This window comes from Rhizobium lentis (genome assembly GCF_014200175.1).
In the GTDB taxonomy this organism is placed as follows: Bacteria; Pseudomonadota; Alphaproteobacteria; order Rhizobiales; family Rhizobiaceae; genus Rhizobium; species Rhizobium mulingense.
Genome location: NZ_JACHBD010000007.1, coordinates 69,760 through 94,861, shown reverse-complemented (window position 1 = coordinate 94,861; position 25,102 = coordinate 69,760). Strand labels below are relative to the sequence as shown.

Below are 25,102 nucleotides of genomic sequence, written 5' to 3'. Positions count from 1 at the left end.
TCAGGCCCCGATCTCCTTGAGACGAATGGCCTGGCGGGCCAGCAGCCGCTCGACATCGGCAATATCGAGCGCCGAAAGCCTGGCGCCCGGCTTGCGCAGGGTGGCGGACTTGATGACGCCGCGCTTGGCAAGAACGTATTTGCGGGAGGCAAGCCCGATGCCCTGCTGCTGTTCGTAGCGGGCGAGCGGCAGATAGGCGTCGAAGATCTCGTGGGCGCGATCGAGATTTCCGGCTGCATAGGCGGCGACGACGCCGACCATCATCTCAGGATAACAGAAGCCGGTCATGGCGCCATCGGCGCCCCGGCCCATCTCTTCGGGCAGAAAAAGCCCGCCATTGCCGCAAAGGATGGAGATGCGCCGCATGGCGCCGCTATCGCTGGCGGCGCGGAGCGCAGTGATCTTTAAAAGGCCCGGCCAGTCCTCGTGCTTGAGCATGACGCAATTTTGCACCTCGTTGATGATGCGCTCGATAACCTTGGGCGCAATCGTCACATTGGTGGTGAGCGGATAATCCTGCAGCACGAAAGGTGTCTCGCCGAGGGCTTCGCCGACCGACTGGTAGAAGGCGAAAGCCTGGTCGTCGGTCTTGACGGTCCAGGGCGGCGCGACCATGACACCGGCCGCACCTTCGCCCATGACGGCTTCGGCGAGTTCGCGCATCGGCGCAAGCCCTGGCGCCGACACGCCGACAACGACGGGAAGGCGCCCGTCGAGGCGCTTCAGCACACGCTCGACCACGGTCCGCGATTCCTCAGCGGTCAGCTTCTGGGCCTCGCCGAGCTGACCGAGCACCGTCAGTCCGGTGACGCCGGCGCCCTCATAGAAGTCGACCATGCTGTCGATGCTGTCGAGATCGAGCGTGCCGTCGTCGGTGAATGGGGTTACGGCGATCACATAGACCCCCTTGGCGTCTTCGGTCAGTCTGGCCATTCGCGCGCTCCAATTCAGCGGCCGAAGAACAGCGCTTCGGCATTTCCGATTGAACCTCTCCGGCAATCTATGCGGCCAATCGTTCGTCCGGCAACCTTTTCTTGAGGATACGGGGCGATCCTGGCGAAACCGTCGCAATCCGCATTCCGCGCAAGATGTGCGGTTCCAATTGCATCGATTTGCGGGCATGGTCTCGCCCGATGAGCACAGATTCGTCCGATCTCTTTGGCGCGCTCTTCGAAGCACCCCCCCTGAACCGAACGGTTCCGGTGCTGGTGCCGATGCCGGCGCCGAAACCCTATTCCTACTCGGTGCCGGATGGCATGGCGGTCGAGCCCGGCTCGGTCGTGCAGGTGCCGCTTGGGCCGCGACAGGTGATCGGCGTCGTCTGGGACGGCGGCGAGGATGGCGTCGATCCGAAGAAGCTCCGCCCGATCAGCCATGTCTTCGACTGCCCGCCGCTTTCCAAGGAGATGCGGGATTTCATCGACTGGGTGGCGGCCTATACACTCTCCCCGCCTGGTCTAGTCGCGCGCATGGCGCTGAGGGCGCCGAACGCCTTCGAGCCCGAGCCGATGATCGAGGGGCTGAAGTTCGTCGGCGGCGAGCCGGAGCGGCTGACGCCGGCGCGCGCCCGGGTGCTCGAGACCGCTTCCGACGGCTTGTCCTGGACGCGCAGCGGCCTGGCGCATGCCGCGGGCGTTTCGACCAGCGTCGTCGACGGGCTGATCACGCTCGGTATCTTCGAGACGATATTCCTGCCGCCGCCGCCTGTCGTGGCGATGCCGGATCCCGATTTTGCCGCCGCACGTCTCGAAGGGCCGCAGAAAGAGGCGGCCGCAGAGATCGTCTCCGACGTTCGCAAGGGCGAATTTGCCGTGTCGCTGATCGACGGCGTCACCGGCTCCGGCAAGACCGAGGTCTATTTCGAGGCGATCGCCGAGACGCTGAAACGTGGCAGGCAGGTGCTGATCCTGCTGCCGGAAATCGCGCTGACGGCCAGTTTCATGGAGCGTTTTCAAGATCGCTTCGGGGCAAAACCCGCCGAATGGCATTCTGACCTCGCCCCGCGCATGCGCGAAAAAGTCTGGCGTCAGGCGGTGACCGGCGAAGTGCGCGTCGTGGCCGGCGCCCGCTCGGCGCTCTTCCTGCCTTTCGAGGATCTCGGCCTCATCATCGTCGACGAGGAGCACGATCCCGCCTACAAACAGGAGGATCGGGTGTTCTACAATGCCCGCGACATGGCCGTGGTGCGCGGCCGTATCGGCGATTTTCCGGTTGTGCTGGTGTCAGCGACGCCGTCGGTCGAAAGCCAGGTCAACGGCCAGAACGGGCGCTACACAACCGTGCATCTGCCGACGCGCTTCGGCGATGCGGCGCTGCCCGACCTGCATCTCATCGATATGCGCAGGCACGCGCCGGAGCGGGGCGGCTTCCTGTCGCCGGTGCTGATCCGGGCGATCGGCAAGACAGTGGAGCGGCGCGAACAGGCGCTGCTCTTTCTCAACCGACGCGGTTATGCGCCGCTAACGCTCTGCCGGGTCTGCGGCCACCGCTTCCAATGCCCGCAATGTTCCAGCTGGCTGGTCGAGCATCGTTTCCGCAAGCAGCTGCAGTGCCATCAATGCGGTCATGCCGAGCGCACGCCGGAAGCATGCCCGGAATGCGGCACGCTCGACCATCTCGTTGCCTGCGGGCCTGGCGTCGAGCGGATCGCCGAAGAGGTGGAGCGGCATTTCCCCGAGGCGCGCACGATCGTTCTATCCTCGGATATCATGGGCGGGGTGAAGCGGCTGCGGCTGGAGCTCGATGCCATCGCCAAGGGCGAGGCCGATATCGTCATCGGCACCCAGCTCGTCGCCAAAGGCCATAATTTTCCGCTGATGACTCTCGTCGGCATCATCGATGCCGATCTCGGCCTTGCCAATGGCGATCCGCGCGCGGCCGAGCGTACCTTCCAGCTTCTGTCGCAGGTGACCGGCCGGGCCGGGCGTACCGGCCTCAAGAGCCATGGGCTGCTGCAAACCTACCAGCCGCAGCATCCCGTGATGCAGGCGATCGTATCAGGCGATTCCGATGCCTTTTACGAGCGCGAGATCACCGAGCGCGAACGCGCGGCGCTACCGCCCTTTGGCCGGCTGGCCTCGATCATCGTCTCGGCTGAAACTCGCCACGACGCTGAAAACCATGCGCGCGGCATGCGCAACGCAGCGCCCCAAGTGTCCGGAATCACGGTGCTCGGCCCAGCGGAGGCGCCGCTTGCGCTGGTGCGCGGCCGCCACCGCTTCCGGCTTCTGGTGCACGGACGGCGCAACTCCGACATGCAGGGCTTCCTGCGGACGATGCTGTCGCAATCGCCGAAGGAGCGCGGATCGGTGCAGGTGCAGCTCGATATCGATCCGCAGAGCTTTCTGTAGATCGTTCCGCGCGCCGCGTTTCCGGATCCGGCCGATCATGGCATAAACGCAGAATCAGCGGATGATTTGGGGTCGAGGCATGGAATTTGAGTTTCCGACGGAATTTGGTGAGCAGCTTGCCTTCGGCGCAGCCACTTTTACGGCCTTTGCCGGCTTCGTCATCATGTTTGCGCCGGGTCTTGCGATGAGGGTCTTCGGCCTGGCGCCGCGCGGCGAGCGGCGTGAAGGCTTCAGCGAGGTCCGATCGATGGGCGGCTTCTATCTCGGTCTTGGCCTCGGTGCCGTCGTGCTGGCTCAGCCGCTGATTTATACCGCCTTCGGAGCGGCGTTCGCCATGGCCGCGTTTGCCCGCATCGTCTCCATCCTGTCAGATAAGGGGAGTACGTACCTCAACTATTTACTTCTGGTTGTGCAAGCGATTATCGCGGCACTGCCGCTGCTGTATGTTTTCGGCTTCGTCCAGACGTAAATTTTTCCGGCGATGGCGGCTTGCGCGGCCCGCGTTCAGGCCATTGCGCAATTTTGCGAACAGAAATTCATGCGAAAGGCGTATTCGGCCATTACGCGTGTTGCGAGTCCGAACATCCTATGTTAGACGGACCCCGAATTTCGGAAGAAGCAAGAGGCTTCTCTTGTGATTTCTGGGGGAAATCAAAACGAATTCAAGATCATAGGTTCGGCGCCCGCCGAGAGCCGGATTTTGGATTGAAATCAGGGAAATTTGTGCCAGTGGCAGACACGTCCCAGCTTACTTCTGGTGTTGCCGAGCGCTATGCCTCGTCGCTTTTCGAGCTGGCGCTCGAACAGGGCGTCGTCGACAGCGTCACCGCCGATCTCGACCGTTTCCAGGCGATGCTGGATGAGAGCGCCGAACTGAAGCGCTTCGTCGCAAGCCCGGTTTTTTCCGCTGAGGACCAGTTGAAGGCGATTGTCGCCATCAGCGAGAGGGCCGGCATCAGCGGTTTCTTCGCCAATTTTCTGAAGGTCGTGGCGCGCAACCGCCGCCTGTTCGCCCTGCCGGGCATGATCAGGGCCTTCCGTCTCATCGCCGCGAATCATCGCGGTGAAATCTCCGCCGAGGTCACCTCGGCGCATGCGCTCTCCCAGGCGCAGGAAACCGAATTGAAGGCGGCACTCAAGAGCGTCACCGGCAAAGACGTGACGATCTCAGTCACGGTTGATCCGTCAATTCTTGGTGGTCTGATCGTGAAGGTCGGGTCCCGTCAGATTGATACGTCTCTTCGTACCAAACTCTCTACCCTTAAGCTCGCATTGAAAGAGGTTGGCTGATGGATATCCGCGCCGCGGAAATTTCCGCAATTCTCAAAGACCAGATCAAAAATTTCGGCAAAGAGGCAGAAGTCTCGGAAGTCGGCCAGGTTCTCTCCGTCGGTGACGGTATTGCTCGCGTTTACGGTCTGGACAATGTCCAGGCTGGTGAAATGGTCGAGTTCCCCGGCGGCATCCGCGGCATGGCCCTGAACCTTGAATCCGACAACGTCGGTGTCGTTATTTTCGGCTCCGACCGTGACATCAAGGAAGGCGACACCGTCAAGCGGACTGGCGCCATCGTTGACGTTCCGGTCGGTCCGGAACTACTCGGCCGCGTCGTCGACGCGCTCGGCAACCCGATCGACGGCAAGGGCCCGATCAATGCGACCCGCCGTTCGCGCGTCGACGTCAAGGCACCCGGCATCATTCCGCGCAAGTCGGTTCATGAGCCGATGTCGACCGGCCTCAAGGCCATCGATGCGCTGATCCCGGTCGGCCGCGGCCAGCGCGAGCTCGTCATCGGCGACCGCCAGACCGGCAAGACCGCCATCCTGCTCGACGCCTTCCTCAACCAGAAGGCCATTCACGACAATGGTCCGGAAGGCGAGAAGCTTTACTGCGTTTACGTTGCCGTCGGTCAGAAGCGCTCCACCGTTGCCCAGTTCGTCAAGGTTCTCGAAGAGCGCGGGGCACTGAAGTACTCCATCATCGTTGCCGCCACGGCTTCCGATCCGGCGCCGATGCAGTTCCTGGCTCCGTTCGCCGGCTGCGCCATGGGCGAATATTTCCGCGACAACGGCATGCATGCGCTGATCGGCTATGACGATCTGTCCAAGCAGGCCGTGTCCTACCGCCAGATGTCGCTGCTGCTGCGCCGCCCGCCGGGCCGCGAAGCCTATCCGGGCGACGTTTTCTACCTGCACTCGCGCCTCCTCGAGCGCGCAGCCAAGATGAACGACGACAAGGGCGCCGGTTCGCTGACCGCTCTGCCTGTCATCGAAACGCAGGGCAACGACGTTTCCGCCTTCATTCCGACCAACGTTATCTCCATCACCGACGGCCAGATCTTCCTTGAAACCGACCTATTCTACCAGGGTATCCGTCCGGCCGTTAACGTCGGTCTGTCGGTTTCCCGCGTCGGTTCTTCGGCTCAGATCAAGGCCATGAAGCAGGTTGCCGGCTCGATCAAGGGCGAGCTCGCCCAGTATCGCGAAATGGCCGCCTTCGCCCAGTTCGGTTCGGACCTCGACGCTGCGACGCAGCGCCTGCTGAACCGCGGCGCACGCCTGACCGAGCTCCTGAAGCAGCCGCAGTTCTCGCCGCTGAAGACGGAAGAGCAGGTCGCCGTGATCTTCGCAGGCGTCAACGGTTACCTCGACAAGCTGCCGGTCGCATCGGTCGGCAAGTTCGAACAGGGCCTGTTGTCCTATCTGCGTTCGGAAGGCTCCGCCATCCTCGACGCGATCCGCACGGAAAAGGCTATCAGCGACGATACCAGGGGCAAGCTCACCGCTGCTCTCGATAGCTTCGCAAAGTCTTTCTCGTAATCAGGCCCTAAGTTAGGACGGATCACGGATGCCTTCACTTAAGGATCTGAAAAACCGGATCGCCTCCGTCAAGGCGACGCAGAAGATCACCAAGGCGATGAAAATGGTCGCCGCGGCGAAGCTTCGGCGTGCGCAGGAGGCGGCCGAGGCCGCCCGGCCCTATTCGCAGCGCATGGGTGCGGTTCTGGCGAACATCGCCAAGGCCGTCACCGATGCGGACGGCGCGCCGGCGCTGATGACCGGCACCGGCAAGGACCAGGTCCATCTGCTGGTGGTCTGCACGGCGGAGCGCGGTCTTTGCGGCGGTTTCAACTCGCAGATTGCGCGCTTTGCGCGTGACCATGTCCGCAAGCTGCTGGCCGAAGGCAAGACGGTGAAGATCTTCACCGTCGGCAAGAAGGGCTACGACATCCTGCGCCGTGAATATGCTTCGCTGATCATCGAGCGCAAGGAACTGCGCGAAGTCAAGAAGATCGGTTTCGAAAATGCCGACCAGATCGGCAAGCGCATCATCGACATGTTCGCCGCCGGTGAGTTCGACGTCTGCACGCTGTTCTATTCCGAGTTCAAGTCGGTGATCAGCCAGGTTCCGACCGTGCAGCAGCTCATCCCGGCCAAGGCTCCCGAGGCCGTTGCCGAAGATGCCGCCCATGCCGGTGCCGTCTACGAATACGAGCCGGATCCGGCGTCGATCCTCAACGATCTGATCCCGCGCAACATCTCCGTCCAGATCTTCCGTGCTCTCCTTGAGAACGTCGCGGGCGAGATGGGCGCCAAGATGAGCGCTATGGACAATGCGACGCGCAATGCCGGTGAGATGATCAACAAGCTGACGCTGAGCTACAACCGTCAGCGTCAGGCTCAGATCACCAAGGAACTGATTGAAATCATTTCGGGCGCGGAAGCGCTCTGAGTTAGGGAAAGAGGGTAAGAATATGGCTGAGGCAGCTACCCGCTCTGTCGGCAAAGTCACCCAGGTTATCGGCGCCGTCGTCGACGTCGCTTTCGAAGGCGAACTGCCGGCGATTTTGAACGCGCTTGAAACCGACAACAACGGCAACCGCCTGGTTCTCGAAGTCGCTCAGCATCTGGGCGAAAACGAAGTCCGCACCATCGCCATGGACTCGAGCGAAGGTCTCGTCCGCGGCCAGCAGGTCGTCGATACTGGCGCCCCGATCTCGGTTCCTGTCGGTGATGAAACGCTCGGCCGCATCATGAACGTCATCGGCGAGCCGGTCGACGAAGCAGGTCCGCTGACCACGGCTCACAGGCGCGCCATCCACCAGGACGCTCCGGCTTACGTCGAGCAGTCCACGGAAGCGCAGATCCTCGTCACCGGCATCAAGGTCGTCGACCTTCTTGCGCCTTACGCAAAGGGCGGCAAGATCGGCCTGTTCGGCGGCGCCGGCGTCGGCAAGACCGTTCTGATCATGGAACTGATCAACAACGTCGCCAAGGCGCACGGTGGTTACTCGGTTTTCGCAGGCGTGGGTGAACGTACCCGCGAAGGCAACGACCTCTACCATGAAATGATCGAATCGGGCGTCAACAAGCATGGCGGCGGCGAAGGCTCCAAGGCTGCGCTCGTTTACGGCCAGATGAACGAACCGCCGGGCGCGCGTGCTCGCGTCGCTCTGACCGGTCTGACCGTCGCAGAACATTTCCGCGACCAGGGCCAGGACGTTCTGTTCTTCGTCGACAACATCTTCCGCTTCACGCAGGCAGGTTCGGAAGTGTCGGCTCTGCTCGGCCGTATTCCTTCGGCCGTGGGCTATCAGCCGACGCTGGCAACCGACATGGGCCAGATGCAGGAGCGCATCACCACGACGACCACGGGTTCGATCACCTCGGTGCAGGCCATCTACGTTCCGGCCGACGACTTGACCGACCCGGCGCCGGCAACCTCGTTCGCCCACCTTGACGCAACGACCGTTCTGTCGCGCTCGATCGCCGAAAAGGGCATCTACCCGGCCGTCGACCCGCTCGACTCCACCTCACGCATGCTCGACCCGATGGTCGTCGGCGAAGAGCACTATGAAGTCGCTCGTAAGGTTCAGTCGACGCTGCAGCGCTACAAGGCCCTGCAGGATATCATCGCCATCCTAGGCATGGACGAGCTCTCCGAAGAGGACAAGATCGCCGTTGCCCGCGCCCGCAAGATCGAGCGCTTCCTCTCGCAGCCGTTCTTCGTCGCCGAAGTCTTCACCGGTTCGCCGGGCAAGCTCGTTGCCCTCGAAGACACGATCAAGGGCTTCAAGGGTCTCGTCAACGGCGAATACGACCACCTGCCGGAAGCCGCCTTCTATATGGTCGGCTCGATGGACGAAGCTGTCGAGAAGGCCAAGAAGCTCGCGGCTGCCTGATGAGCGATGCTCAGGACGAGATATTCTGCTGCGACTCCCTGAAAGGGGTCGTGGCGGAACTTCCGGAACCGGCAGCACCCACCGTCTACCGTGCCGATAACGGCGTGATCATGATGGTCGTGGGGTTGGTTCAGACCGAGGAGGGCCTCGAATATCTCGACCAGGCGATACTGCACTGCCCGTTCTGCGGGACCAAATTGCAAGATGCAAAAGCCATAGCCGAGAAGGTAAGTCACTGATGGCTGACAATTTCAACTTTGAGCTCGTTTCGCCGGAGCGTCTGCTGCTGTCGGAGATGGTGACCGAGGTCGTCATTCCCGCGACCGAGGGCGAGATGACCGTCATGGCGCACCACGCGCCGACGATGACGACCATCAAGCCGGGTGTGGTGAGCGTGCGTTCGGCTTCCGGCAAGAAGCAGGACTACGTGGTGTTCGGCGGTTTTGCCGATATCCTGCCGACAGGCTGCACTTTGCTTGCCGAATCCGCCGTTCCGGTCGAGGAACTTCATAAGGACGAGCTCACCCGTCGTATCGAGGCTGCCCGCAAGGAGCTCGAACATGCCGAGCTGCACGAGCACAAGTCGAAGCTCGAGCATTTCATCATGGAACTGACGCATCTGCGCGGCATTGTCCAGCAGGACTGACCGGGTACGACAGCTTCATTGAAAGGCGGCCTCAAAGGCCCGCCTTTTTTGTGTCTGGCTTCTTCCTTGAGTACGGACAACAGCGTTGTCATGCGGCTTCAAACGAACGCGGCCGGCTGTTTCGGTTGGGCAAACAGACGGCTTCAGTCAGCTCAGGGAAAACTCCAAAAGTGGCTACAATCTTTTGCAGCGGCCTGCGCCGCTGACGGATTATGCAGCCGCAGTTTTGCCGCAGCGTCTCAGAAGCCGGTGCCGCCGCGCAGCTCGATGATCAGTGTCTTGAACAGGATCTTCAGGTCGAGCAGCAGGCTGAAATTCCTGACATAATAGATATCACAGGCGATTCGGGCCCGGGCTTCCAGCGGCCTTGTCGTCGGGCCGCGCCAGCCGCGTGTTTGCGCGAGACCGGTGATGCCGGGGCGCATGATGTGTCGATGGTGGTAGTTCGGCACCACTTCCTCGTAGAGCCTGCCGGCTGCGCGCATGTTGATGGCATGGCAGCGTGGGCCAACCAGGGACATCTCGCCCTTGAGGACGTTCAGGAGCTGCGGCAGTTCGTCGATATTGGTCCTGCGGAGCATTGCGCCGATGCCGGTCATCCTGGCGTCGCCCTTGACAGTCTGCTGGACGCCGCTGGGATCGCAAACCTCCGCCCGCATCGAGCGGAATTTGAAGACGTTGATCTTCCGGCCGTTCAGCCCCCAGCGGATCTGGCGGAAGAACACCGGACCGCCATCGTCGAGCTTGATGAAAAGAGCGATCGCCAGAAAAAGCGGCGCCAGCACGAGGAGAGCGTTGGCCGAGATGACGATGTCGATCAGCCGTTTCACGGCCAATCGCAGCGTCGCCTTTTCTTCGCCATTGGAAAAGCTCTCCGGCTGGCGAATGTTGGAGTTCGCTATGACCAGGGTCCTGATTTTGATCTGACGCTGAGACGGATCGAAGCGTGAATTCGTCTTCGAAGTAAAAGCATTCATTACACAAGGCCCGTAAGTTTAGATGCAATACTGAACTGTAGGGAGACAAATACATGCTCACGTAAGGTTTGTCATCGGGTTAAATAAGAAATTGCTAACCCTAAAGACACCAAAAATGGGAGTATTCCCTGTTAACCTTAATGCCTGTAGTTGAAGTGGAAACGAATTTATACTTTAAAAGGAGTAGCCCGATCGGGTGAGTGCGATGTCAGACGGTTTCCCAAGTCGATCGCCGGTCGTTCCAGCAGGTGATGGCTGAGAGTTGCCACCAGAAGGACGAGCACCATTGTCAGCCCGCAGGATTGCAGCCAGCCGGTAACGACATTGTCCGAGGAGGCGCCGAACGAACTGGGGTCGAGTCTCTGGATCAATGTCAGGATGATCTCCTGCCAGATATAAATGCCGAACGAGATCTTGGCGACGTAGCGGACGGGAGCATTGTCGAGCAGCCTGCCCAGGCGATGCGAATGGCAGAGCGATACGAGCGCGGTTGCGATCGCCAGCGGAAAGACGGGAAATCCGTAGGGTATGTCGAGCGAGCCGTACCCCTCGGCCGAACCGCCGGGCGATATGGCGAGGCGGTAGCCGGCAATCGAAAAGGCGAGAAGCGCTGCGGCATCGAACCAGAAGGAGTGCCTTGCAGGCAGCATGACGTCGATGCCGGCGGCAAGCGCGCCGAGCGCGAAGACCGCGAAGAAGCCGATCGGATTGTAGTTGGGCATCCATTCCTTCGCCCCGCCCTGCAGGCCATAGGCCCAGCCGCGCCCGATGTCGTCGAGCGCAAAGAGTTTCAGGATTGCCAGATGGGCAATGAGGACGACGGCAATGACGCAGAGCCAGGCGGAACGGGCCAGCAACCGGCGCTGCCGCACCCGCGGCAGGCGAAACAGGAGGAGAAAGCAGGCCGGCAGGAGCACATAGCTGGTGACCTCGAAGGGGATGGACCAGAGCGGTCCGTCGGCTTCGACAGGAAAAAACGTGCGCCAATGCCATTGGCTCATGAACAGCAGTCCGGCAACGTAGCGAAGCGCAAGCTCTGGTGTCAGCGGCACGGCAAGCAGCGTCAGGCTGACAACGAAGCTGACGGTGGCGGCGACCCAGAAGCCGGGGGCAATGCGTGCGGCCCTGCGGATGGCGTAGGTCCCGAGGCTCGGCATGTCGCTGCCGCCATCGAGCGCGCGCCAGAAGGGACGGGCCAGAAGAAAGCCGCTGAGCACGAAGAAAATGGCGACGCCGAAATTGCCGAAGCGGAGGATGTGCGCCGTCGACGCCAATTCATCGGGAATTCGGCGCATATCCAGCCGGAGCGCGAGATGATGAGCAAGCACCAGCAGGCAGGCTGTCGCGCGCAGAAAGTCCGCTCCGACCAGTCTCTCCTGTGGTCGCATGTTATTCCCCACCCTGCCCGATCAGGCTCAAACCGTCTCGATCCAAAGCTTGCCGTGGAACGCTGCGGCGGGCAAGGCCGGGCGGGTTCAGCCGAGGAGTTCGTTGGTATAATAGGTGGAAAAGTCCGGCTTCTCCTTGAGTGCTGCGCCATTCGCATCGACCAGGATGCCGTTGTCGAGCAGGAAGGCGCCGATGGCATCGGCCTTCGCCGGGTCGATTGTGCCGATCACGCCGGCCTCGGATTTGAGGAAATGCCCGTCGATCAATGCCTTCTGGGACGCCTTTACCAGTTCCGTATTCATCAGAGCACCGTTGCTGTTGGAAATCAGCAGGTCGCAGGCTTCGTCAGGATGATCGACGGAATAGGCATAACCCTGGCGCGTGGCCTGGATGAAGGCGCGGGCGTGTTCCCGGCTCACCGCGAGATAGGCGTCGCTGGAAACGATGACGGTCGTCTGCTCGTCGGGAATGCCATAATCGGAATAGCGGAAGCGGCCGAGCTTGCGGTTTTCCAGCTCGGCGGCGATGCCTTCCCAGGTGTAGATCTCCAGCGTGAAATCGACCGAGCCATTGTCCAGCGCCTCGTAGGCGGAAGTGCCGAGGGTGACGGTCTTGACGTCGCCCGTGCCACCGTCGTTGCGGATCATCGCGGAAATCAGGGCGCTCTCCCAGGTGCCGCCAAAGCCGCCATAGGTCTTGCCATCGAGATCTTTAGGGCTCTTGATGTCGTCGCGTCCGCCCTTGTAGATCAGGCGCGCGGTTTCGGTCTGGACGACGCCGTAGACCATCTTCACGTCACCGCCGCCGGCGCGCTGCGTCATGGCCTCGATCTCGCTGCTGATGCCGAAATCGGCGACCCCGTTCGACACCAGCGTGCCGGCGCTGGTGTCGGTAAAGGGTAGAATTTCGACGTCGAGGCCGGCGGCTGCATAGAAGCCCTTCGCCTTGGCGACATAGATGCCGATATGGTTGGTGTTGGGCGTCCAGTCGAGCGCAATGCGAACCTTTGCCGACGCCGACTGGGCGAGGGCTGTGCGGCCGGCGAGGCTTGTCGCGAGGGCGGCGAGGATCGTCTGTCGACGGGTGAGAAGCAGCATGGTGACCTCCTCAGGTCTTAAGAGCATGGTGCCGAAAAGTGTGAGCGGTCTTCGGACGACATCATGCTTTAACTCTTTAAATTGGAACAGGATTCTGATTTAGGCCGACCGGCCTAAAATCATCCTGTTCTAGCGGATGAAGCAGGGTTTGCAGGATTTCGGTCTCGATCGCCTGGGCCGCCGGCGAGCCGAGATCGGCGATGCTTCTCGGGCGGGGCAGGGGAACGCGGAATTGGCGGATGATACGCGCCGGGCGGGCCGATAGCACGTAGATCCGGTCGGAGAGGAACACCGCCTCGCGAACATCGTGGGTGATCAGCAAGGCCGTCCAGCGATGTTGCGTCCACATGCCCTGCAGCCATTCCTGGATTTGCGTGCGTGTCAACGCATCCAGCGCGCCGAAAGGCTCGTCGAGCAGCAACATGTCCTGGCTCTGGACGACGGTGCGCAACAGCGCGGCGCGCTGGCGCATGCCGCCGGAGAGTTCGGCGGGATAATGGTGTTCGAAGCCGGCAAGGCCGAAATGCTCGAACAGCGGCGCCACGGTGGCGCGGGCGTCGCGGCGGCTCATGCCGCCCACCTCCAAGCCGAGGGCGGCATTGTCGATGATCCGGCGCCAGGGCATCAGCGCATCGCGTTGCGGCATGAAGGCAAAAGAATGCGGCGCCTGTTCCAGCGGGGCGCCCTTGAAGAGCAAGGCGCCTGAATCGGGTCGAAGCGCCTGGGTCAGCAATCGGAGCACCGTCGATTTTCCGGAGCCGGAGGGGCCGACGATCGAGACGAACTCGCCGCTTGCGACAGCGAGCGAAATGTCGCCGAGCACCTGCATGCCGTCGAAGGATTTCGAAATCTTGCGCAGTTCGACCAGTTCAGCGGTCATCGACGGTGCTCCCCGGACGGTTGCCACGGCATGACGAGGCGCTCGATCATCAGCGTCACTCCGAAGAGGCAGAGTGTCAGCACGGCGCTGACAACGACGGCTGCGAGGACCAGATCCGGCCGGAAATTATTCTTGGCGTTGAGGATATAGATGCCGAGGCCGCGCGCGGCTCCCGCATATTCGGCAAAGATCGCGCCAACGACGGCATAGGTGATCGAGATCCTGAGGCCGGCGAAGAAATAGGGTAGCGAGGAGGGAAGCCGGGCCAGGCGGAAAATGCACCAGCGGCTTGCCTTCATCGAGTTCAAGAGTTCAGCGATGTCGCGGTCGGTCGCCTCATAACCCTTCAGCAAAGCGACGAGCAGCGGGAAGAAGGTGACGAGCGCCACCAGCAATATCTTCGGCAACAGGCCGAAACCGAACCAGAGGACGACGAGGGGCGCGATCGCCACCAGCGGCAGGGTCTGGCTGGCAATGAAGATCGGCAGCAATGCCCGGCGCATGAAGGGCATGAAATCCATCAGGATCGACGAGACGAAAGCGAAGGCGAGCGACAGGGCGAAGCCGCCGAGTGTGGCGCCGAGCGTCGGCCAGGTGTTAGACATCAACGCTTCGCGGTTCAGCCAGCCCTGGTTCAGGATGCGCGAAGGCGCCGGCAGGATGGACGGTTTAATGCCGGAGAGATCGACATAAAGTTCCCATGCGGCCAGAAAGGCAAAGCCGGCGAGCAGGGCGGGGATCGCCCGGTACAGGGCGGCACCGAGCGCGGCAAGACGCGAATCCGATGGGGGTGGCGATGTCATCAGCGTCGATTTCAGGCTTTCGTCCGGCTGCATGCTTCTTCAGGTCGGAATCGATCCAAGGATAAAACCACGCAGCAATTCAAGGTGCCGCGGCGCCCTTGGCGCACTTGAAAAATCGCGCGGCGTCGCAGATGCGCAAACCTGTCGAAGACATCGGGAATGGTGCCGGCGAGACTGCCGGATATCGTAAAGGATGACACTTGTGCGCCGGAAAACATCTGAACCTCGCTCCGCTGGCATTACCCAGATCAGCTTTGAAGGGTCCGGAGGCTTGCGCTTCTCATCTCAGCCCCGGCGACACGGAGCTCCCCTGTTATTTCAGCGGAAACTATCATCGGGGTGTTCTTACCGCAACCGCAAAATCACACACCCCGTCCGTCTGGTCGGAACCGAACCGCGAACGCGAAAAAACACCCGGGCGGAGTCCTGCCCGGGTGTTTTCCGAGGTCCCGTACCTGCCGGGAACGGAACCGGAGCTCGTCTCAGGCCGCTATATCGGCAGGACGCGGTCGTCGCGAGAGTGGCAAATGCCGGCGCCATGATTTCAGTCCGTTATCGACCGGGTGATCTCACTGTCGCTCCTTCCTGCACCTGGGCTTTACGCTTGGGGGAGCAGGCGTTATACAACCTCAACTAATATTGAGGTCAAGAGGCGATGGATACGATCACCGTTACGCCGCTCGGCAGGCTTTTGACGGTCGGCGAGGTGGCGGAACGCAGCGGTCTTGCCGTCTCGGCGTTGCATTTCTATGAGGCCAAGGGGTTGATCTCCAGCATCCGAACGCGCGGCAATCAGCGGCGTTACGGACGTGACGTGCTTCGCCGGCTCGGCATCATCAAGGTGGCGCAACGTGTCGGCATTCCGCTTTCGGAAATCCAGACGGCGTTTGCCTCCCTGCCGCAGGGGCGCACACCGACGGTTGCCGACTGGCAGACGCTGTCAGGGCGCTGGAAGAATGAACTCGACGAGCGAATCAGACGCCTCAGCCTGCTGAGAGACCGTCTGACTGGCTGCATCGGCTGCGGCTGTCTGTCGATCGAAAGCTGCCCCTTGCGCAATCCCTGCGATCGGCTTGGCGAGGAAGGGCCGGGTGCGCGGCTTCTGGAGAGCGAGAACGAAAGCTGAGCCTCCCGGAGCTCTCTCCTGCGGCGGAAAGATCGATGCGTGCCTTTCTTTCGGCCGGCGCGTTCATATGTTAAGGGCGAATGACGCAACCGGCGGCATCGTCCGCGAGGAGGACGGCTTCGTGTTCCATCCGAGACTATTTGAAAATCGCAATGTCGTCGTCACCGGCGCCGGGCGGGGCATCGGCCTCGAGGTGGCCCGGCAGTTCCTGGACTGCGGCGCGAAGGTGATCGTCCATACCGGGCGCAAACCGGGACGGGATCTGCCGGATTTCCTGCTTACGGCTGAATCGGAAAGACGGGCGCTGTTGCTGAACGCCGATTTCACCGCCGCCGGCGGCGCTGCGCAATTTGCGGAGGACGCTCTCGCCTTCTTCGACAAGGTGCATGTGCTCGTCAATAATGCCGGCACCATGCTCGGCCGTTTTCCGGCTGCGACGCTGACCGACGCAGACTATGAAGCGATCGTACGGCTGAACCAGACGTCGGTGGTGGCGCTGACCCGGGCGCTGTTGCCGGCATTGAAAGCGGCGGAAGGCGCGGCCATCGTCAACACGGTTTCGATTTCAGCGCTGACCGGCGGCAGTCCCGGTTCTTCGGTCTATTCGGCCTCGAAAGCCTTTGTTTCCACCTATTCCAAGGCGCTTGCCCGTGAGCTGGCGCCGGATGGCATCCGGGTCAATTGCGTCTCGCCGGGAACGATCGAGACGGATTTCCATGAGCGCTATTCCTCCCGCGAAAAGCTGGAGCAGACGAGAAAATCCATTCCCTTGCAACGGCTCGGCACGGCCGAGGATTGCGCTCCCGCCTATCTGTTCCTCGCGGCTCCTTCTCTCTCCGGATACATTACGGGCCAAGTCCTCGAGATCAATGGCGGTCAGCTTATCTGCTGATTTACTTGGACCTTTTTTGGCATTTCATCACATTTGACGAATTCGCTTGTGCGAATATGCTATTGTGCTGATCTACCTTTTGCTTCCCTTCCGAGATGCCGAATGCCGTTGCCTAAACCGGAGCCGGGGATGACCGGCCAGGAATTGCAGAAACTCGCTGCAAAAGCCCATGAAGCGAGCGATCTGCTGAAGGCGCTGGCACATCAGAGCCGACTTCTGATCCTCTGCATCCTCGCGAGTGAGGAGCGGACGGTGGGTGAAATCGAGAGCATTCTCGGCATACAACAGGCAATGGTCTCGCAACAGCTCGCGCGTCTGAGGCTCGAAGGGCTGGTCAATACGCGCCGTCAGGGCAGGCTGGTCTATTACAGTATCGGCAATCTCAGCGTGCCTGCCTTCCTCGAATCGCTGTTCGATCTTTTTCCGGCTGTCGAAAACGGTTAAAGCATGACTGGTCGCACGGTGGCTGCGCAGAAGATGGGCTGGATCCGGATGCTGTCATACCGGGTCGGGAGACCGCATGATCGACAAGCTGGAATTCTTCATCGCGCTTGCCAATGAAAAGCATTTCGGCCGCGCTGCGGAGGAATGCGGGATTTCGCAGCCGACGCTCTCGGCCGCCATCCGCCAGCTGGAGGATCAGCTCGGCGTCATGCTGGTGCAGCGCGGGTCGAGGTTTCAGGGGCTGACGCCGGAGGGGCAGCGTGTGCTCGAATGGGCGCGGCGCATCGTCGGCGATGCCCGCACCATGCGCGAGGAAATGCGCGCGGCGCGGCGCGGTCTTTCCGGCCACATTCGTCTCGCCGCCATTCCGACGGCCCTGGCCATGCTTTCGCGCATCACCACGCCCTTTCAGGAACGACATCCCGGCGTCACCTTCTCGATCGTCTCGCGTAATTCGCTGCAGGTGCTGAGCATGCTCGAAAATCTCGAGATCGACGCCGGTATCACCTATCTTGAAAATGAGCCGCTCGGGCGTGTCACCAGTGTTCCCCTCTATGCCGAGCGCTATCATCTGATCACGGCTGCGGGCAGCCCGCTATCTGATCGCGACAGTGTGACCTGGAAGGAGGTCGGCGATCTTCGGCTTTGTCTATTGACCGCTGACATGCAGAACCGACGCATCATCAACCGCCACTTGACGGAAGCCGGGGCCACGGTGCATCCAACACTCGAATCCAACTCGATGATCGTGCTGTTCTCGCATGTCAGAACCGGACGCTGGGCAAGCATCATGCCGCGCAACGTCGCGAAATCATTTGGATTCCCAATAGAAATCCGAATGATTCCGATCGTTGAGCCGGAGGCCCACCATCTGGTCGGCCTCGTCGCGCCCTACCGCGAGCCTTTCACGCCGCTCGTGTCTGCCTTGCTGCATGAAGCGCGCGTGCTCGTGCGCGATGAAGAGCTCTGATAGAAAAAACCTATCAATCCACGAGATAGCTTTATTGATCGGCAACGGCTTCCCTGAGATGCTGTATGACGAATGGCCTCATGCTGGGGAGGGCGCCATTCCGCAACGAGCCAGCGGCTGGGAGGGCTGCCTTATGACCATCCATATCGCCGAAGGCGATATCGCAGCGCGCACGCGTTCCATTGTCGCCGACCTTCGCTTCCTTGAAGGGCCGCTGCTTCCCATTCTTCATCAAGTTCAGCAGGAATTCGGCTATGTGCCGCAGCAAGCCCTGCCCGTGATCGCGGAGGAACTGAACCTTTCGCGTGCCGAGGTGCATGGCGTGATGACCTTTTATCACGATTATCGCGACCACCCCGCTGGGCGGCATGTGCTGAAGCTCTGTCGCGCCGAGGCCTGTCAGTCGATGGGTGGTGACGCGCTGGCTGAGCGCATCAAGGCGCTGCTCGGCATCGATTTTCACCAGACGACGCTGGACGGCAGCGTGACGCTGGAGGCCGTCTACTGCCTCGGGCTCTGCGCCTGCGCGCCGTCGGCAATGCTCGACGGCGAGGTGTATGGCCGGGTCGACGATCAGATGGCGACAGAACTCGTTGCGGAGGCGCGCCGATGACAGTCAAGATATATGTTCCGCGCGATGCCGCTGCGCTGGCGCTCGGGGCCGAAAAGGTGGCAAAGGCGATTGCCCAGGAGATCGTCGCCCGCGGCCTCGATGCCGAGATCGTGCGCAACGGCTCGCGCGGAATGTTCTGGCTGGAGCCGCTGGTCGAGGTCGAGCTTGCCGGCAAGCGCATCGGCTACGGACCGGTGAAGACAAAGGATGTGTCCGGTCTTTTCGACGCCGGGATCGTCAACGGCGGCGATCACCCCCTCTGTCTCGGGGAGGTTGAAGACCTCCCGTTCCTGAAGCAACAGACCCGCCTGACATTCGCCCGCTGCGGCGTTATCGATCCGCTCTCGCTTTCGGATTATGAGGCGCATGGCGGCCTTGCCGGCCTCCGCCGCGCCGTTTCGATGGCGCCCGCCGAAATCGTCCAGGAAGTCACCGATTCCGGCCTGCGTGGACGCGGCGGCGCGGGTTTCCCCACCGGCATCAAGTGGAAGACCGTTCTCGATGCGGCCGGCGAGCGCAAATATATCGTCTGCAATGCCGATGAGGGCGACAGCGGCACCTTTGCCGACCGGATGATCATGGAGGGTGATCCCTTCGTGCTGATCGAAGGCATGGCGATATCAGGACTTGCGACCGGCGCCACGAAGGGCTTCATCTACACGCGTTCGGAATATCCGCATGCGATTGCTGCGATGAGCGAGGCCGTCGGCATCGCGCGACAGGCTGGGATTCTTGGCCCGTCGGTACTCGGCTCGGGCCGCGCTTTCGATATCGAAGTGCGCACCGGCGCCGGCGCCTATGTTTGCGGCGAGGAGACGGCCCTTTTGAACAGCCTCGAAGGCAAGCGCGGCGTCGTGCGTGCCAAACCGCCACTGCCGGCGCATAAGGGACTGTTCAACTGTCCGACCGTCATCAACAACGTGATCTCGCTCGCTTCCGTGCCGGTAATCATGGAGAAGGGCGCCGCCTTCTATCGCGATTTCGGCATGGGCCGGTCACGCGGCACCATCCCGCTGCAGATCGCCGGCAATATCAGATATGGCGGTCTTTATGAGACAGCCTTCGGTCTTTCGCTCGGCGATATCGTCGACAGGATCGGCGGTGGTACGGCGACGGGACGGCCGGTCAAGGCCGTGCAGGTCGGCGGGCCACTCGGGGCCTATTTCCCGCGGGCGCTGTTCGACACGCCGTTCGATTACGAAGCCTTCGCCGCCAGGGACGGGCTGATCGGCCATGCCGGCATCGTTGTCTTCGACGACACCGCCGATATGCTGAAACAGGCGCGTTTCGCCATGGAATTCTGCGCCGTCGAAAGCTGCGGCAAGTGCACCCCCTGCCGCATCGGCTCGACGCGCGGCGTTGAGACGGCCGACAAGATCGCACATGGCATCGAGCCGGAGAAGAACCGAGCGCTGCTGGCCGATCTCTGCAACACGATGAAATTGGGCTCGCTCTGCGCGCTCGGCGGATTCACGCCCTATCCCGTCATGAGCGCGATGACGCATTTCCCGGAGGATTTTTCGCCGGCGCCGATCGCGGAGGCGGCTGAGTGATGACTTTCCACCCGTTAACTTCCTGCGAATTGCTCATTTCCACGTCCATACAGGAGGCCGACCATGTCTCTCATCCATGAAATCGACTACGGCACTCCCGCTTCGAAATCGGAAACCATGGTGACGCTGACCATCGACGGGCAGCAGATCATCGTGCCGGAGGGCACGTCGATCATGCGCGCCTCGATGGAGGCAGGCATCACCGTGCCGAAGCTCTGCGCCAGCGACATGATGGAAGCCTTCGGCTCCTGCCGGCTCTGTCTCGTCGAGATCGAGGGCCGGGCCGGCCTGCCGGCCTCCTGCACGACGCCGGTGGCGGCCAATATGGTGGTGCACACGCAGACGGATCGGCTGAAGGATGTCCGCCGCGGCGTGATGGAACTCTACATATCCGACCACCCGCTCGACTGTCTGACCTGTGCTGCCAACGGCGATTGCGAATTGCAGGACATGGCAGGCGCCGTCGGCCTGCGCGACGTGCGCTACGGCTATGACGGCGACAACCATGTCAGGGCGCGCAACAATGGCGAGATCAATCTGAAATGGGCGCCGAAGGACGAGTCCAATCCCTATTTCACCTTTGATCCCTCCAAGTGCATCGTCTGTTCGCGCTGCGTGCGCGCCTGCGAGGAGGTGCAAGGCACCTTCGCGCTGACGATCGAGGGGCGCGGTTTCGGCTCCAAGGTTTCCGCGGGTGCGCATGAAGCCTTCATCGATTCCGAATGTGTCTCCTGCGGGGCCTGCGTCCAGGCCTGCCCAACGGCGACGCTGACCGAGAAGTCGGTGATAGCGATCGGCCAGCCCGAGCATTCGGCCATCACCACCTGCGCCTATTGCGGCGTCGGCTGTTCCTTCAAGGCGGAAATGCGCGGCGAGGAGCTGGTGCGCATGGTTCCCTGGAAGGACGGCCAGGCCAATCGCGGGCATTCCTGCGTCAAGGGTCGCTTCGCTTACGGTTATTCCAACCACAAGGAACGCATCCTCAACCCGATGATTCGCGAAAAGGTCAGCGATCCCTGGCGCGAGGTGAGCTGGGACGAGGCCTTCGCGCATGTGGCGTCGGAGTTCCGCCGCATCCAGTACCAGTATGGTCGCGAGGCGATCGGCGGCATCACCTCGTCGCGCTGCACCAACGAGGAAACCTATCTGGTGCAGAAGCTGGTCCGTGCCGGTTTCGGCAACAACAATGTCGATACCTGCGCCCGCGTCTGCCACTCGCCAACCGGCTACGGCCTCGGCCAGACATTCGGCACCTCGGCCGGCACGCAGAATTTCGACAGCGTCGAACAGTCCGATGTCGTCGTCATCATCGGCGCCAACCCGACCGACGGCCATCCGGTGTTCGCTTCACGGCTGAAGAAGCGGCTGCGCCAGGGGGCCAAGCTCATCGTCATCGATCCGCGCCGCACCGATATCGTCCGGTCGCCGCATGTTGAGGCTTCCTATCATCTGCCACTGAAGCCCGGCACCAATGTGGCCGTGATGACGGCGCTTGCACATGTGATCGTCACCGAAGGCCTGTATGACGAGACCTTCATCCGCGAGCGCTGCGATTGGTCGGAATTCGAGGACTGGGCGGCCTTCGTCGCTGAACCGGCGCACAGCCCCGAAGAGACCGAGATCTTCACCGGCGTGCCGGCGGCGGATCTGCGCGGCGCGGCAAGGCTCTATGCCAAGGGCGGCAACGGCGCGATCTATTACGGTCTCGGCGTCACCGAACACAGCCAGGGTTCGACCACGGTCATCGCGATCGCCAATCTGGCGATGGCGACCGGCAACATCGGCCGTCCCGGCGTCGGCGTGAATCCGCTGCGCGGCCAGAACAACGTGCAAGGCTCCTGCGACATGGGTTCTTTCCCGCACGAGCTGCCGGGCTACCGGCACATTTCCGACGATGCGACGCGCGACATCTTCGAAAAGCTCTGGGGTGTGAAGCTCGACAACGAGCCGGGCCTGCGCATTCCCAACATGCTGGATGCGGCGGTCGACGGCTCGTTCAAGGGCCTCTACGTCCAAGGTGAGGACATTCTCCAGTCCGATCCCGATACCAAACATGTCGCGGCCGGGCTGGCGGCGATGGAATGCGTCGTCGTTCAGGACCTGTTCCTCAACGAGACCGCCAACTACGCCCATGTCTTTCTGCCGGGCTCGACCTTCCTCGAGAAGGACGGCACCTTCACCAATGCCGAGCGGCGCATCAATCGCGTGCGTAAGGTGATGTCGCCGCGCAACGGTTATGGCGACTGGGAGGTGACGCAGAAGCTTGCCCAGACGATGGGACTCGGCTGGAACTACAGCCATCCGTCGGAAATCATGGACGAGATTGCCGCGACGACGCCGAGTTTCGCGTTGATCTCCTACGACTATCTCGACAAGCTGGGCTCGGTGCAGTGGCCCTGCAACGAGAAGAACCCGCTCGGCTCGCCGATCATGCATGTCAACGGCTTCGTGCGCGGCAAGGGCAAGTTCATCCGCACCGAATATGTAGCGACCGATGAACGCACCGGCCCGCGCTTCCCGCTACTGCTCACCACCGGCCGCATCCTCAGCCAGTACAATGTCGGGGCGCAAACGCGGCGGACAGAGAATGTCGTCTGGCATGCGGAAGACCGGCTGGAAATCCATCCGCACGATGCCGAACAGCGCGGCGTCCGCGACGGCGACTGGGTGAAGCTCATGAGCCGCTCCGGCGACACGACGCTCCGGGCGCTGATCACCGATCGCGTAGCGCCCGGCGTCGTCTATACGACCTTCCATCATCCCAATACGCAGGCGAACGTCATTACCACCGACTTTTCCGACTGGGCGACGAATTGCCCGGAATATAAGGTGACGGCGGTGCAGGTCTCGCCTTCCAACGGGCCGAGCGACTGGCAGATGGAATATGATGAGCAGGCACGGCAATCGCGCCGCATCGCCGGCAAGCTCGAGGCTGCGGAGTGACGATGGCGGTACGGTTCGGCGTTGTCGGCCGGCGGCTCGAGCCCCGGGTGGTGCCTAAAGGGCGGATGAGGGCGCGTAAGCCATGACTTTCCCCACCACCGCTCACGCCCCCGAAACCGCGCGCCGCAACGGCCTGATGCACAGCGGCTCTCGTATCGTGCCGGAAGAAGTGCCGATCGCCTTTTCCTATGGCGGCAGCTCGCATGCGGTGATGATGGCGACGCCCGCCGATCTCGAAGATTTTGCCGTCGGCTTCAGCCTGACCGAAGGGATCATCGCCGAGCGGGCGGAGATATCGGGCATCGAGGTCGTTGCGGGCGAGCGGGGGATCGACGTGCAGGTCAACCTTGTCGACGACGTCGCCGATCGGCTGCGGGCGCGGCGCCGCAGCATGGCGGGGCCGGTCGGCTGCGGGCTCTGCGGCATCGAATCGATCGAACAGGCAGTGCGGCCGGTGCCGGATGTCTCGACGTCACCGCTGTCGCTCTCGCATGCCAATATCGTGCGCGCCGTTTCGCTTCTGAGCGAGGCACAGCCGCTGCATCGCGAGACACGGGCGGTGCATGGCGCCGCCTTCTATCTTCCCGATAGAGGTCTGATTGCCGTGCGCGAAGATGTCGGCCGGCACAATGCGCTGGACAAACTTTGCGGCGCCGTTATCCGCGCGGGCGAAAACGGCGGGAGCGGCGCCGTCGCCGTTACCAGCCGGCTTTCGGTCGAGATGGTGCAGAAGGCGGCGATCCTCGGCTCCCCCGTGCTCATCGCCATTTCAGCGCCCACGGCTCTTGCCATCCGCACGGCCGAAAAGGCCGGCATGACGCTCGTCGCCCTGGTGCGCGGCGAGGACTTCGAGATTTTCACTCACCCGCACCGCATCTCGCCCGGAAGCATTGCCGATGTCGCATGATACCAAGACCAAACTCGTCTATATGGCAAACCAGATCGCCACCTTCTTCAAGAGCCAGCCGGCCAGCGAGGCCGCTGAGGGGGTCGCCAACCATATCAACAAATTTTGGGAGCCGCGTATGCGGCGGCAATTGTTCGAAATTCTGGAAAAGGAGGAAAACGGCTTGGATGCCCTCGTGCTGCAGGCCGCTCCCCTGATCCGCAAACCGGCGGCGGAAACACACCGGATCCGGTAATCCAACTGGCTCATGCCTGCGGAGGCAGCAGCATGCTGCCTTTCGCATTCCCGCAAAATTTAGATCTCTGGGGTGTATGGGTGACGCTACGGACGATCTTCGCGTTGTTCGGATAACCGATTGAAGCGCGCCGAGGCGGTATGCGCCGGCGCGCTTCATCTTAGGTCCCACGGCGTAATCCCGGAATCGATTCTATAGGATGCGGGTCCGTTCAACGTGATGCAGCTTGGGATCAGAATTGTTCCCAACTGTCGGCGCTTGCCGCGGCAGCGCCGTGCGCCCTGGCGACGCGTGAAACGAGATGCCGCGCCGGTGAGCCCGCTGGAGATGGCGTCAAGAATGTATTGCGGAATCCGAAGATTGGTTGCCGTGCGCAAATAAAAAACCGCCCGGACGGGCGGTTCTCGATGGGCGAATTCTATTGGCGGATCAGGCTGCCAGATCGTCCGTTTCGTTTTCCTTGAACATCTTGGAGAGGTTCAGGAAGCAGATCATGCCGTTTTCCGACGCGATGATGCCTTCGCAATAGGCGCGGTCGAAGGAGGCGGTCACCTCGGGCACCGGCTGGACCTGGCTGGAGGAGATGGTGAGGATATCCGAGACGCGGTCGACCAGCATGCCGATGACCATGCTGTGAACTTCGGCAACGACGATGGCGCTGCGCTCGTTGGCGACGGTGCTCTTCATGCCGAGCTTGTAGGCGAGATCGATAATCGGAATGACCGAGCCGCGCAGGTTCATGACGCCGATGACATCGGCCGGCGCATGCGGGATTGGCGTCGACGGCGCCCAACCGCGGATTTCGCGGATGGTCGTGGTCTTGACGCAGAATTCCTGATCATGCAGGCGGAAGGCAATGATCTCGAGCGTATCGCCGCTGAAGCTAGTGGAATTGATCGTAGCCATTAGAATTCTTCCCAACTGTCGTAAGCCAAAGCAGAAGCGAGTGCGCCCCCATTGGCGCTGACGAGCTTTGCCTTCACACCACGCGATGGCTTTGCGTCCGGCGAAGCATCGTTACGGTTACGACGACATTAGCGAAAGAGTGTTGCCCAAATCTAAATCGGAAACCGGATTACCCAGGTTTTCAGTCTC

General features: G+C 61.8%; 23 protein-coding genes, 1 pseudogene and 1 riboswitch. Of the genes and pseudogenes, 17 read left to right on the top strand and 7 right to left on the bottom strand.

The annotated features are described in order from the left end of the window. On the bottom strand, window positions 1–933 hold the full coding sequence (locus GGI60_RS17665; protein ID WP_183917260.1) for a dihydrodipicolinate synthase family protein: 933 nt from the start codon (window positions 931–933) through the stop codon (window positions 1–3). A 200-nt stretch (window positions 934–1,133) separates the two neighbouring features. On the opposite strand from GGI60_RS17665, the gene GGI60_RS17660 reads away from it, so the two are divergent. From GGI60_RS17660 to GGI60_RS17625, 8 genes are all read left to right on the top strand, one after another. Beyond that, a complete protein-coding gene (locus GGI60_RS17660; protein WP_183917258.1) occupies window positions 1,134–3,350 on the top strand; it encodes a primosomal protein N' in 2,217 nt (738 codons plus the stop codon). 79 nt (window positions 3,351–3,429) lie between these two features. After that, window positions 3,430–3,819 (top strand): DUF4345 domain-containing protein, encoded by a 390-nt coding sequence (locus GGI60_RS17655; protein WP_183917256.1) that lies wholly within the window; start codon window positions 3,430–3,432, stop codon window positions 3,817–3,819. Between the two features lie 254 nt (window positions 3,820–4,073). Then, a complete protein-coding gene (locus tag GGI60_RS17650; protein WP_183917702.1) occupies window positions 4,074–4,640 on the top strand; it encodes a F0F1 ATP synthase subunit delta in 567 nt (188 codons plus the stop codon). Then, window positions 4,640–6,169 carry a F0F1 ATP synthase subunit alpha gene (atpA, locus tag GGI60_RS17645; RefSeq protein ID WP_183934842.1) on the top strand — a complete coding sequence of 510 codons (1,530 nt, stop codon included), beginning with the start codon at window positions 4,640–4,642 and terminating at the stop codon, window positions 6,167–6,169. The genes GGI60_RS17650 and atpA overlap by 1 nt, the downstream gene beginning before the upstream one ends. Before the next feature lie 28 nt (window positions 6,170–6,197). Further along, complete coding sequence (locus GGI60_RS17640; protein WP_183917252.1) at window positions 6,198–7,082, top strand: F0F1 ATP synthase subunit gamma; 885 nt, start codon at window positions 6,198–6,200, stop codon at window positions 7,080–7,082. 22 nt (window positions 7,083–7,104) lie between these two features. After that, a complete protein-coding gene (atpD, locus tag GGI60_RS17635; protein ID WP_183917250.1) occupies window positions 7,105–8,532 on the top strand; it encodes a F0F1 ATP synthase subunit beta in 1,428 nt (475 codons plus the stop codon). After that, entirely contained in the window at window positions 8,532–8,771 is a 240-nt protein-coding gene (locus tag GGI60_RS17630; protein WP_183917248.1) for a hypothetical protein, read from the top strand. Before atpD ends, GGI60_RS17630 begins: the two co-directional genes overlap by 1 nt. Continuing rightward, a complete protein-coding gene (locus tag GGI60_RS17625; RefSeq protein WP_010053653.1) occupies window positions 8,771–9,178 on the top strand; it encodes a F0F1 ATP synthase subunit epsilon in 408 nt (135 codons plus the stop codon). The genes GGI60_RS17630 and GGI60_RS17625 overlap by 1 nt, the downstream gene beginning before the upstream one ends. Window positions 9,179–9,417: 239 nt before the next feature. Here the strand turns inward: GGI60_RS17625 and GGI60_RS17620 are convergent, their stop codons facing one another. From GGI60_RS17620 to GGI60_RS17600, 5 genes and pseudogenes are all read right to left on the bottom strand, one after another. Continuing rightward, a complete protein-coding gene (locus GGI60_RS17620) occupies window positions 9,418–10,155 on the bottom strand; it encodes a sugar transferase (RefSeq protein ID WP_183917246.1) in 738 nt (245 codons plus the stop codon). A 167-nt stretch (window positions 10,156–10,322) separates the two neighbouring features. Continuing rightward, a complete protein-coding gene (locus GGI60_RS17615) occupies window positions 10,323–11,543 on the bottom strand; it encodes an acyltransferase (RefSeq protein WP_183917244.1) in 1,221 nt (406 codons plus the stop codon). An 87-nt stretch (window positions 11,544–11,630) separates the two neighbouring features. Continuing rightward, entirely contained in the window at window positions 11,631–12,641 is a 1,011-nt protein-coding gene (locus tag GGI60_RS17610) for an ABC transporter substrate-binding protein (protein WP_183917242.1), read from the bottom strand. A 68-nt stretch (window positions 12,642–12,709) separates the two neighbouring features. Continuing rightward, window positions 12,710–13,521: pseudogene (locus tag GGI60_RS17605) on the bottom strand (ABC transporter ATP-binding protein). Further along, on the bottom strand, window positions 13,518–14,324 hold the full coding sequence (locus GGI60_RS17600) for an ABC transporter permease (RefSeq protein WP_183917700.1): 807 nt from the start codon (window positions 14,322–14,324) through the stop codon (window positions 13,518–13,520). The pseudogene GGI60_RS17605 and the gene GGI60_RS17600 overlap by 4 nt, the downstream one beginning before the upstream one ends. 208 nt (window positions 14,325–14,532) lie before the next feature. Next, a riboswitch (TPP riboswitch) is annotated at window positions 14,533–14,646 on the bottom strand. A gap of 333 nt (window positions 14,647–14,979) precedes the next feature. On the opposite strand from GGI60_RS17600, the gene soxR reads away from it, so the two are divergent. The 9 genes from soxR to GGI60_RS17555 all read left to right on the top strand — a co-directional run bounded on the left by soxR (window position 14,980) and on the right by GGI60_RS17555 (window position 24,007). Continuing rightward, a complete protein-coding gene (gene soxR, locus GGI60_RS17595; protein WP_183917238.1) occupies window positions 14,980–15,450 on the top strand; it encodes a redox-sensitive transcriptional activator SoxR in 471 nt (156 codons plus the stop codon). Window positions 15,451–15,571: 121 nt separating this feature from the next. After that, complete coding sequence (locus GGI60_RS17590) at window positions 15,572–16,342, top strand: SDR family NAD(P)-dependent oxidoreductase (protein WP_183917698.1); 771 nt, start codon at window positions 15,572–15,574, stop codon at window positions 16,340–16,342. A 102-nt stretch (window positions 16,343–16,444) separates the two neighbouring features. Next, a complete protein-coding gene (locus tag GGI60_RS17585) occupies window positions 16,445–16,786 on the top strand; it encodes a helix-turn-helix transcriptional regulator (RefSeq protein ID WP_183917236.1) in 342 nt (113 codons plus the stop codon). 76 nt (window positions 16,787–16,862) lie between these two features. Further along, window positions 16,863–17,756, top strand: coding sequence for a LysR family transcriptional regulator (locus GGI60_RS17580; protein WP_012485454.1), 894 nt, complete (start codon window positions 16,863–16,865; stop codon window positions 17,754–17,756). 133 nt (window positions 17,757–17,889) lie between these two features. Beyond that, a complete protein-coding gene (locus GGI60_RS17575; protein WP_183917696.1) occupies window positions 17,890–18,369 on the top strand; it encodes a formate dehydrogenase subunit gamma in 480 nt (159 codons plus the stop codon). Beyond that, window positions 18,366–19,922, top strand: a complete 1,557-nt coding sequence (locus tag GGI60_RS17570) for an NADH-quinone oxidoreductase subunit NuoF (RefSeq protein ID WP_183917234.1) — start codon at window positions 18,366–18,368, stop codon at window positions 19,920–19,922. The genes GGI60_RS17575 and GGI60_RS17570 overlap by 4 nt, the downstream gene beginning before the upstream one ends. Before the next feature lie 63 nt (window positions 19,923–19,985). After that, window positions 19,986–22,865 carry a formate dehydrogenase subunit alpha gene (fdhF, locus tag GGI60_RS17565; protein WP_183917232.1) on the top strand — a complete coding sequence of 960 codons (2,880 nt, stop codon included), beginning with the start codon at window positions 19,986–19,988 and terminating at the stop codon, window positions 22,863–22,865. Between the two features lie 82 nt (window positions 22,866–22,947). After that, the gene (gene fdhD, locus GGI60_RS17560) at window positions 22,948–23,772 is read left to right on the top strand and encodes a formate dehydrogenase accessory sulfurtransferase FdhD (RefSeq protein ID WP_183917230.1); all 825 of its coding nucleotides are present in this window, start codon (window positions 22,948–22,950) and stop codon (window positions 23,770–23,772) included. Then, window positions 23,762–24,007: a formate dehydrogenase subunit delta gene (locus tag GGI60_RS17555; RefSeq protein ID WP_183917228.1), complete on the top strand. Its 246-nt coding sequence runs from the start codon at window positions 23,762–23,764 to the stop codon at window positions 24,005–24,007. The genes fdhD and GGI60_RS17555 overlap by 11 nt, the downstream gene beginning before the upstream one ends. Before the next feature lie 429 nt (window positions 24,008–24,436). On the opposite strand, the gene GGI60_RS17550 is transcribed toward GGI60_RS17555, so the two are convergent. Beyond that, window positions 24,437–24,913 (bottom strand): chemotaxis protein CheW, encoded by a 477-nt coding sequence (locus GGI60_RS17550; protein WP_011427049.1) that lies wholly within the window; start codon window positions 24,911–24,913, stop codon window positions 24,437–24,439. Window positions 24,914–25,102: the final 189 nt, after the last annotated feature.

Coding starts and splice junctions, on each gene's coding strand:
- GGI60_RS17665 (WP_183917260.1), bottom strand. CDS start 933: ATGGCCAGACTGACCGAAGACGCCAAGGGGGTCTATGTGATCGCCGTA.
- GGI60_RS17660 (WP_183917258.1), top strand. CDS start 1,134: ATGAGCACAGATTCGTCCGATCTCTTTGGCGCGCTCTTCGAAGCACCC.
- GGI60_RS17655 (WP_183917256.1), top strand. CDS start 3,430: ATGGAATTTGAGTTTCCGACGGAATTTGGTGAGCAGCTTGCCTTCGGC.
- atpA (WP_183934842.1), top strand. CDS start 4,640: ATGGATATCCGCGCCGCGGAAATTTCCGCAATTCTCAAAGACCAGATC.
- GGI60_RS17640 (WP_183917252.1), top strand. CDS start 6,198: ATGCCTTCACTTAAGGATCTGAAAAACCGGATCGCCTCCGTCAAGGCG.
- atpD (WP_183917250.1), top strand. CDS start 7,105: ATGGCTGAGGCAGCTACCCGCTCTGTCGGCAAAGTCACCCAGGTTATC.
- GGI60_RS17630 (WP_183917248.1), top strand. CDS start 8,532: ATGAGCGATGCTCAGGACGAGATATTCTGCTGCGACTCCCTGAAAGGG.
- GGI60_RS17625 (WP_010053653.1), top strand. CDS start 8,771: ATGGCTGACAATTTCAACTTTGAGCTCGTTTCGCCGGAGCGTCTGCTG.
- GGI60_RS17620 (WP_183917246.1), bottom strand. CDS start 10,155: ATGAATGCTTTTACTTCGAAGACGAATTCACGCTTCGATCCGTCTCAG.
- GGI60_RS17615 (WP_183917244.1), bottom strand. CDS start 11,543: ATGCGACCACAGGAGAGACTGGTCGGAGCGGACTTTCTGCGCGCGACA.
- GGI60_RS17610 (WP_183917242.1), bottom strand. CDS start 12,641: ATGCTGCTTCTCACCCGTCGACAGACGATCCTCGCCGCCCTCGCGACA.
- GGI60_RS17600 (WP_183917700.1), bottom strand. CDS start 14,324: ATGACATCGCCACCCCCATCGGATTCGCGTCTTGCCGCGCTCGGTGCC.
- soxR (WP_183917238.1), top strand. CDS start 14,980: ATGGATACGATCACCGTTACGCCGCTCGGCAGGCTTTTGACGGTCGGC.
- GGI60_RS17585 (WP_183917236.1), top strand. CDS start 16,445: ATGCCGTTGCCTAAACCGGAGCCGGGGATGACCGGCCAGGAATTGCAG.
- GGI60_RS17580 (WP_012485454.1), top strand. CDS start 16,863: ATGATCGACAAGCTGGAATTCTTCATCGCGCTTGCCAATGAAAAGCAT.
- GGI60_RS17575 (WP_183917696.1), top strand. CDS start 17,890: ATGACCATCCATATCGCCGAAGGCGATATCGCAGCGCGCACGCGTTCC.
- GGI60_RS17570 (WP_183917234.1), top strand. CDS start 18,366: ATGACAGTCAAGATATATGTTCCGCGCGATGCCGCTGCGCTGGCGCTC.
- fdhF (WP_183917232.1), top strand. CDS start 19,986: ATGTCTCTCATCCATGAAATCGACTACGGCACTCCCGCTTCGAAATCG.
- fdhD (WP_183917230.1), top strand. CDS start 22,948: ATGACTTTCCCCACCACCGCTCACGCCCCCGAAACCGCGCGCCGCAAC.
- GGI60_RS17555 (WP_183917228.1), top strand. CDS start 23,762: ATGTCGCATGATACCAAGACCAAACTCGTCTATATGGCAAACCAGATC.
- GGI60_RS17550 (WP_011427049.1), bottom strand. CDS start 24,913: ATGGCTACGATCAATTCCACTAGCTTCAGCGGCGATACGCTCGAGATC.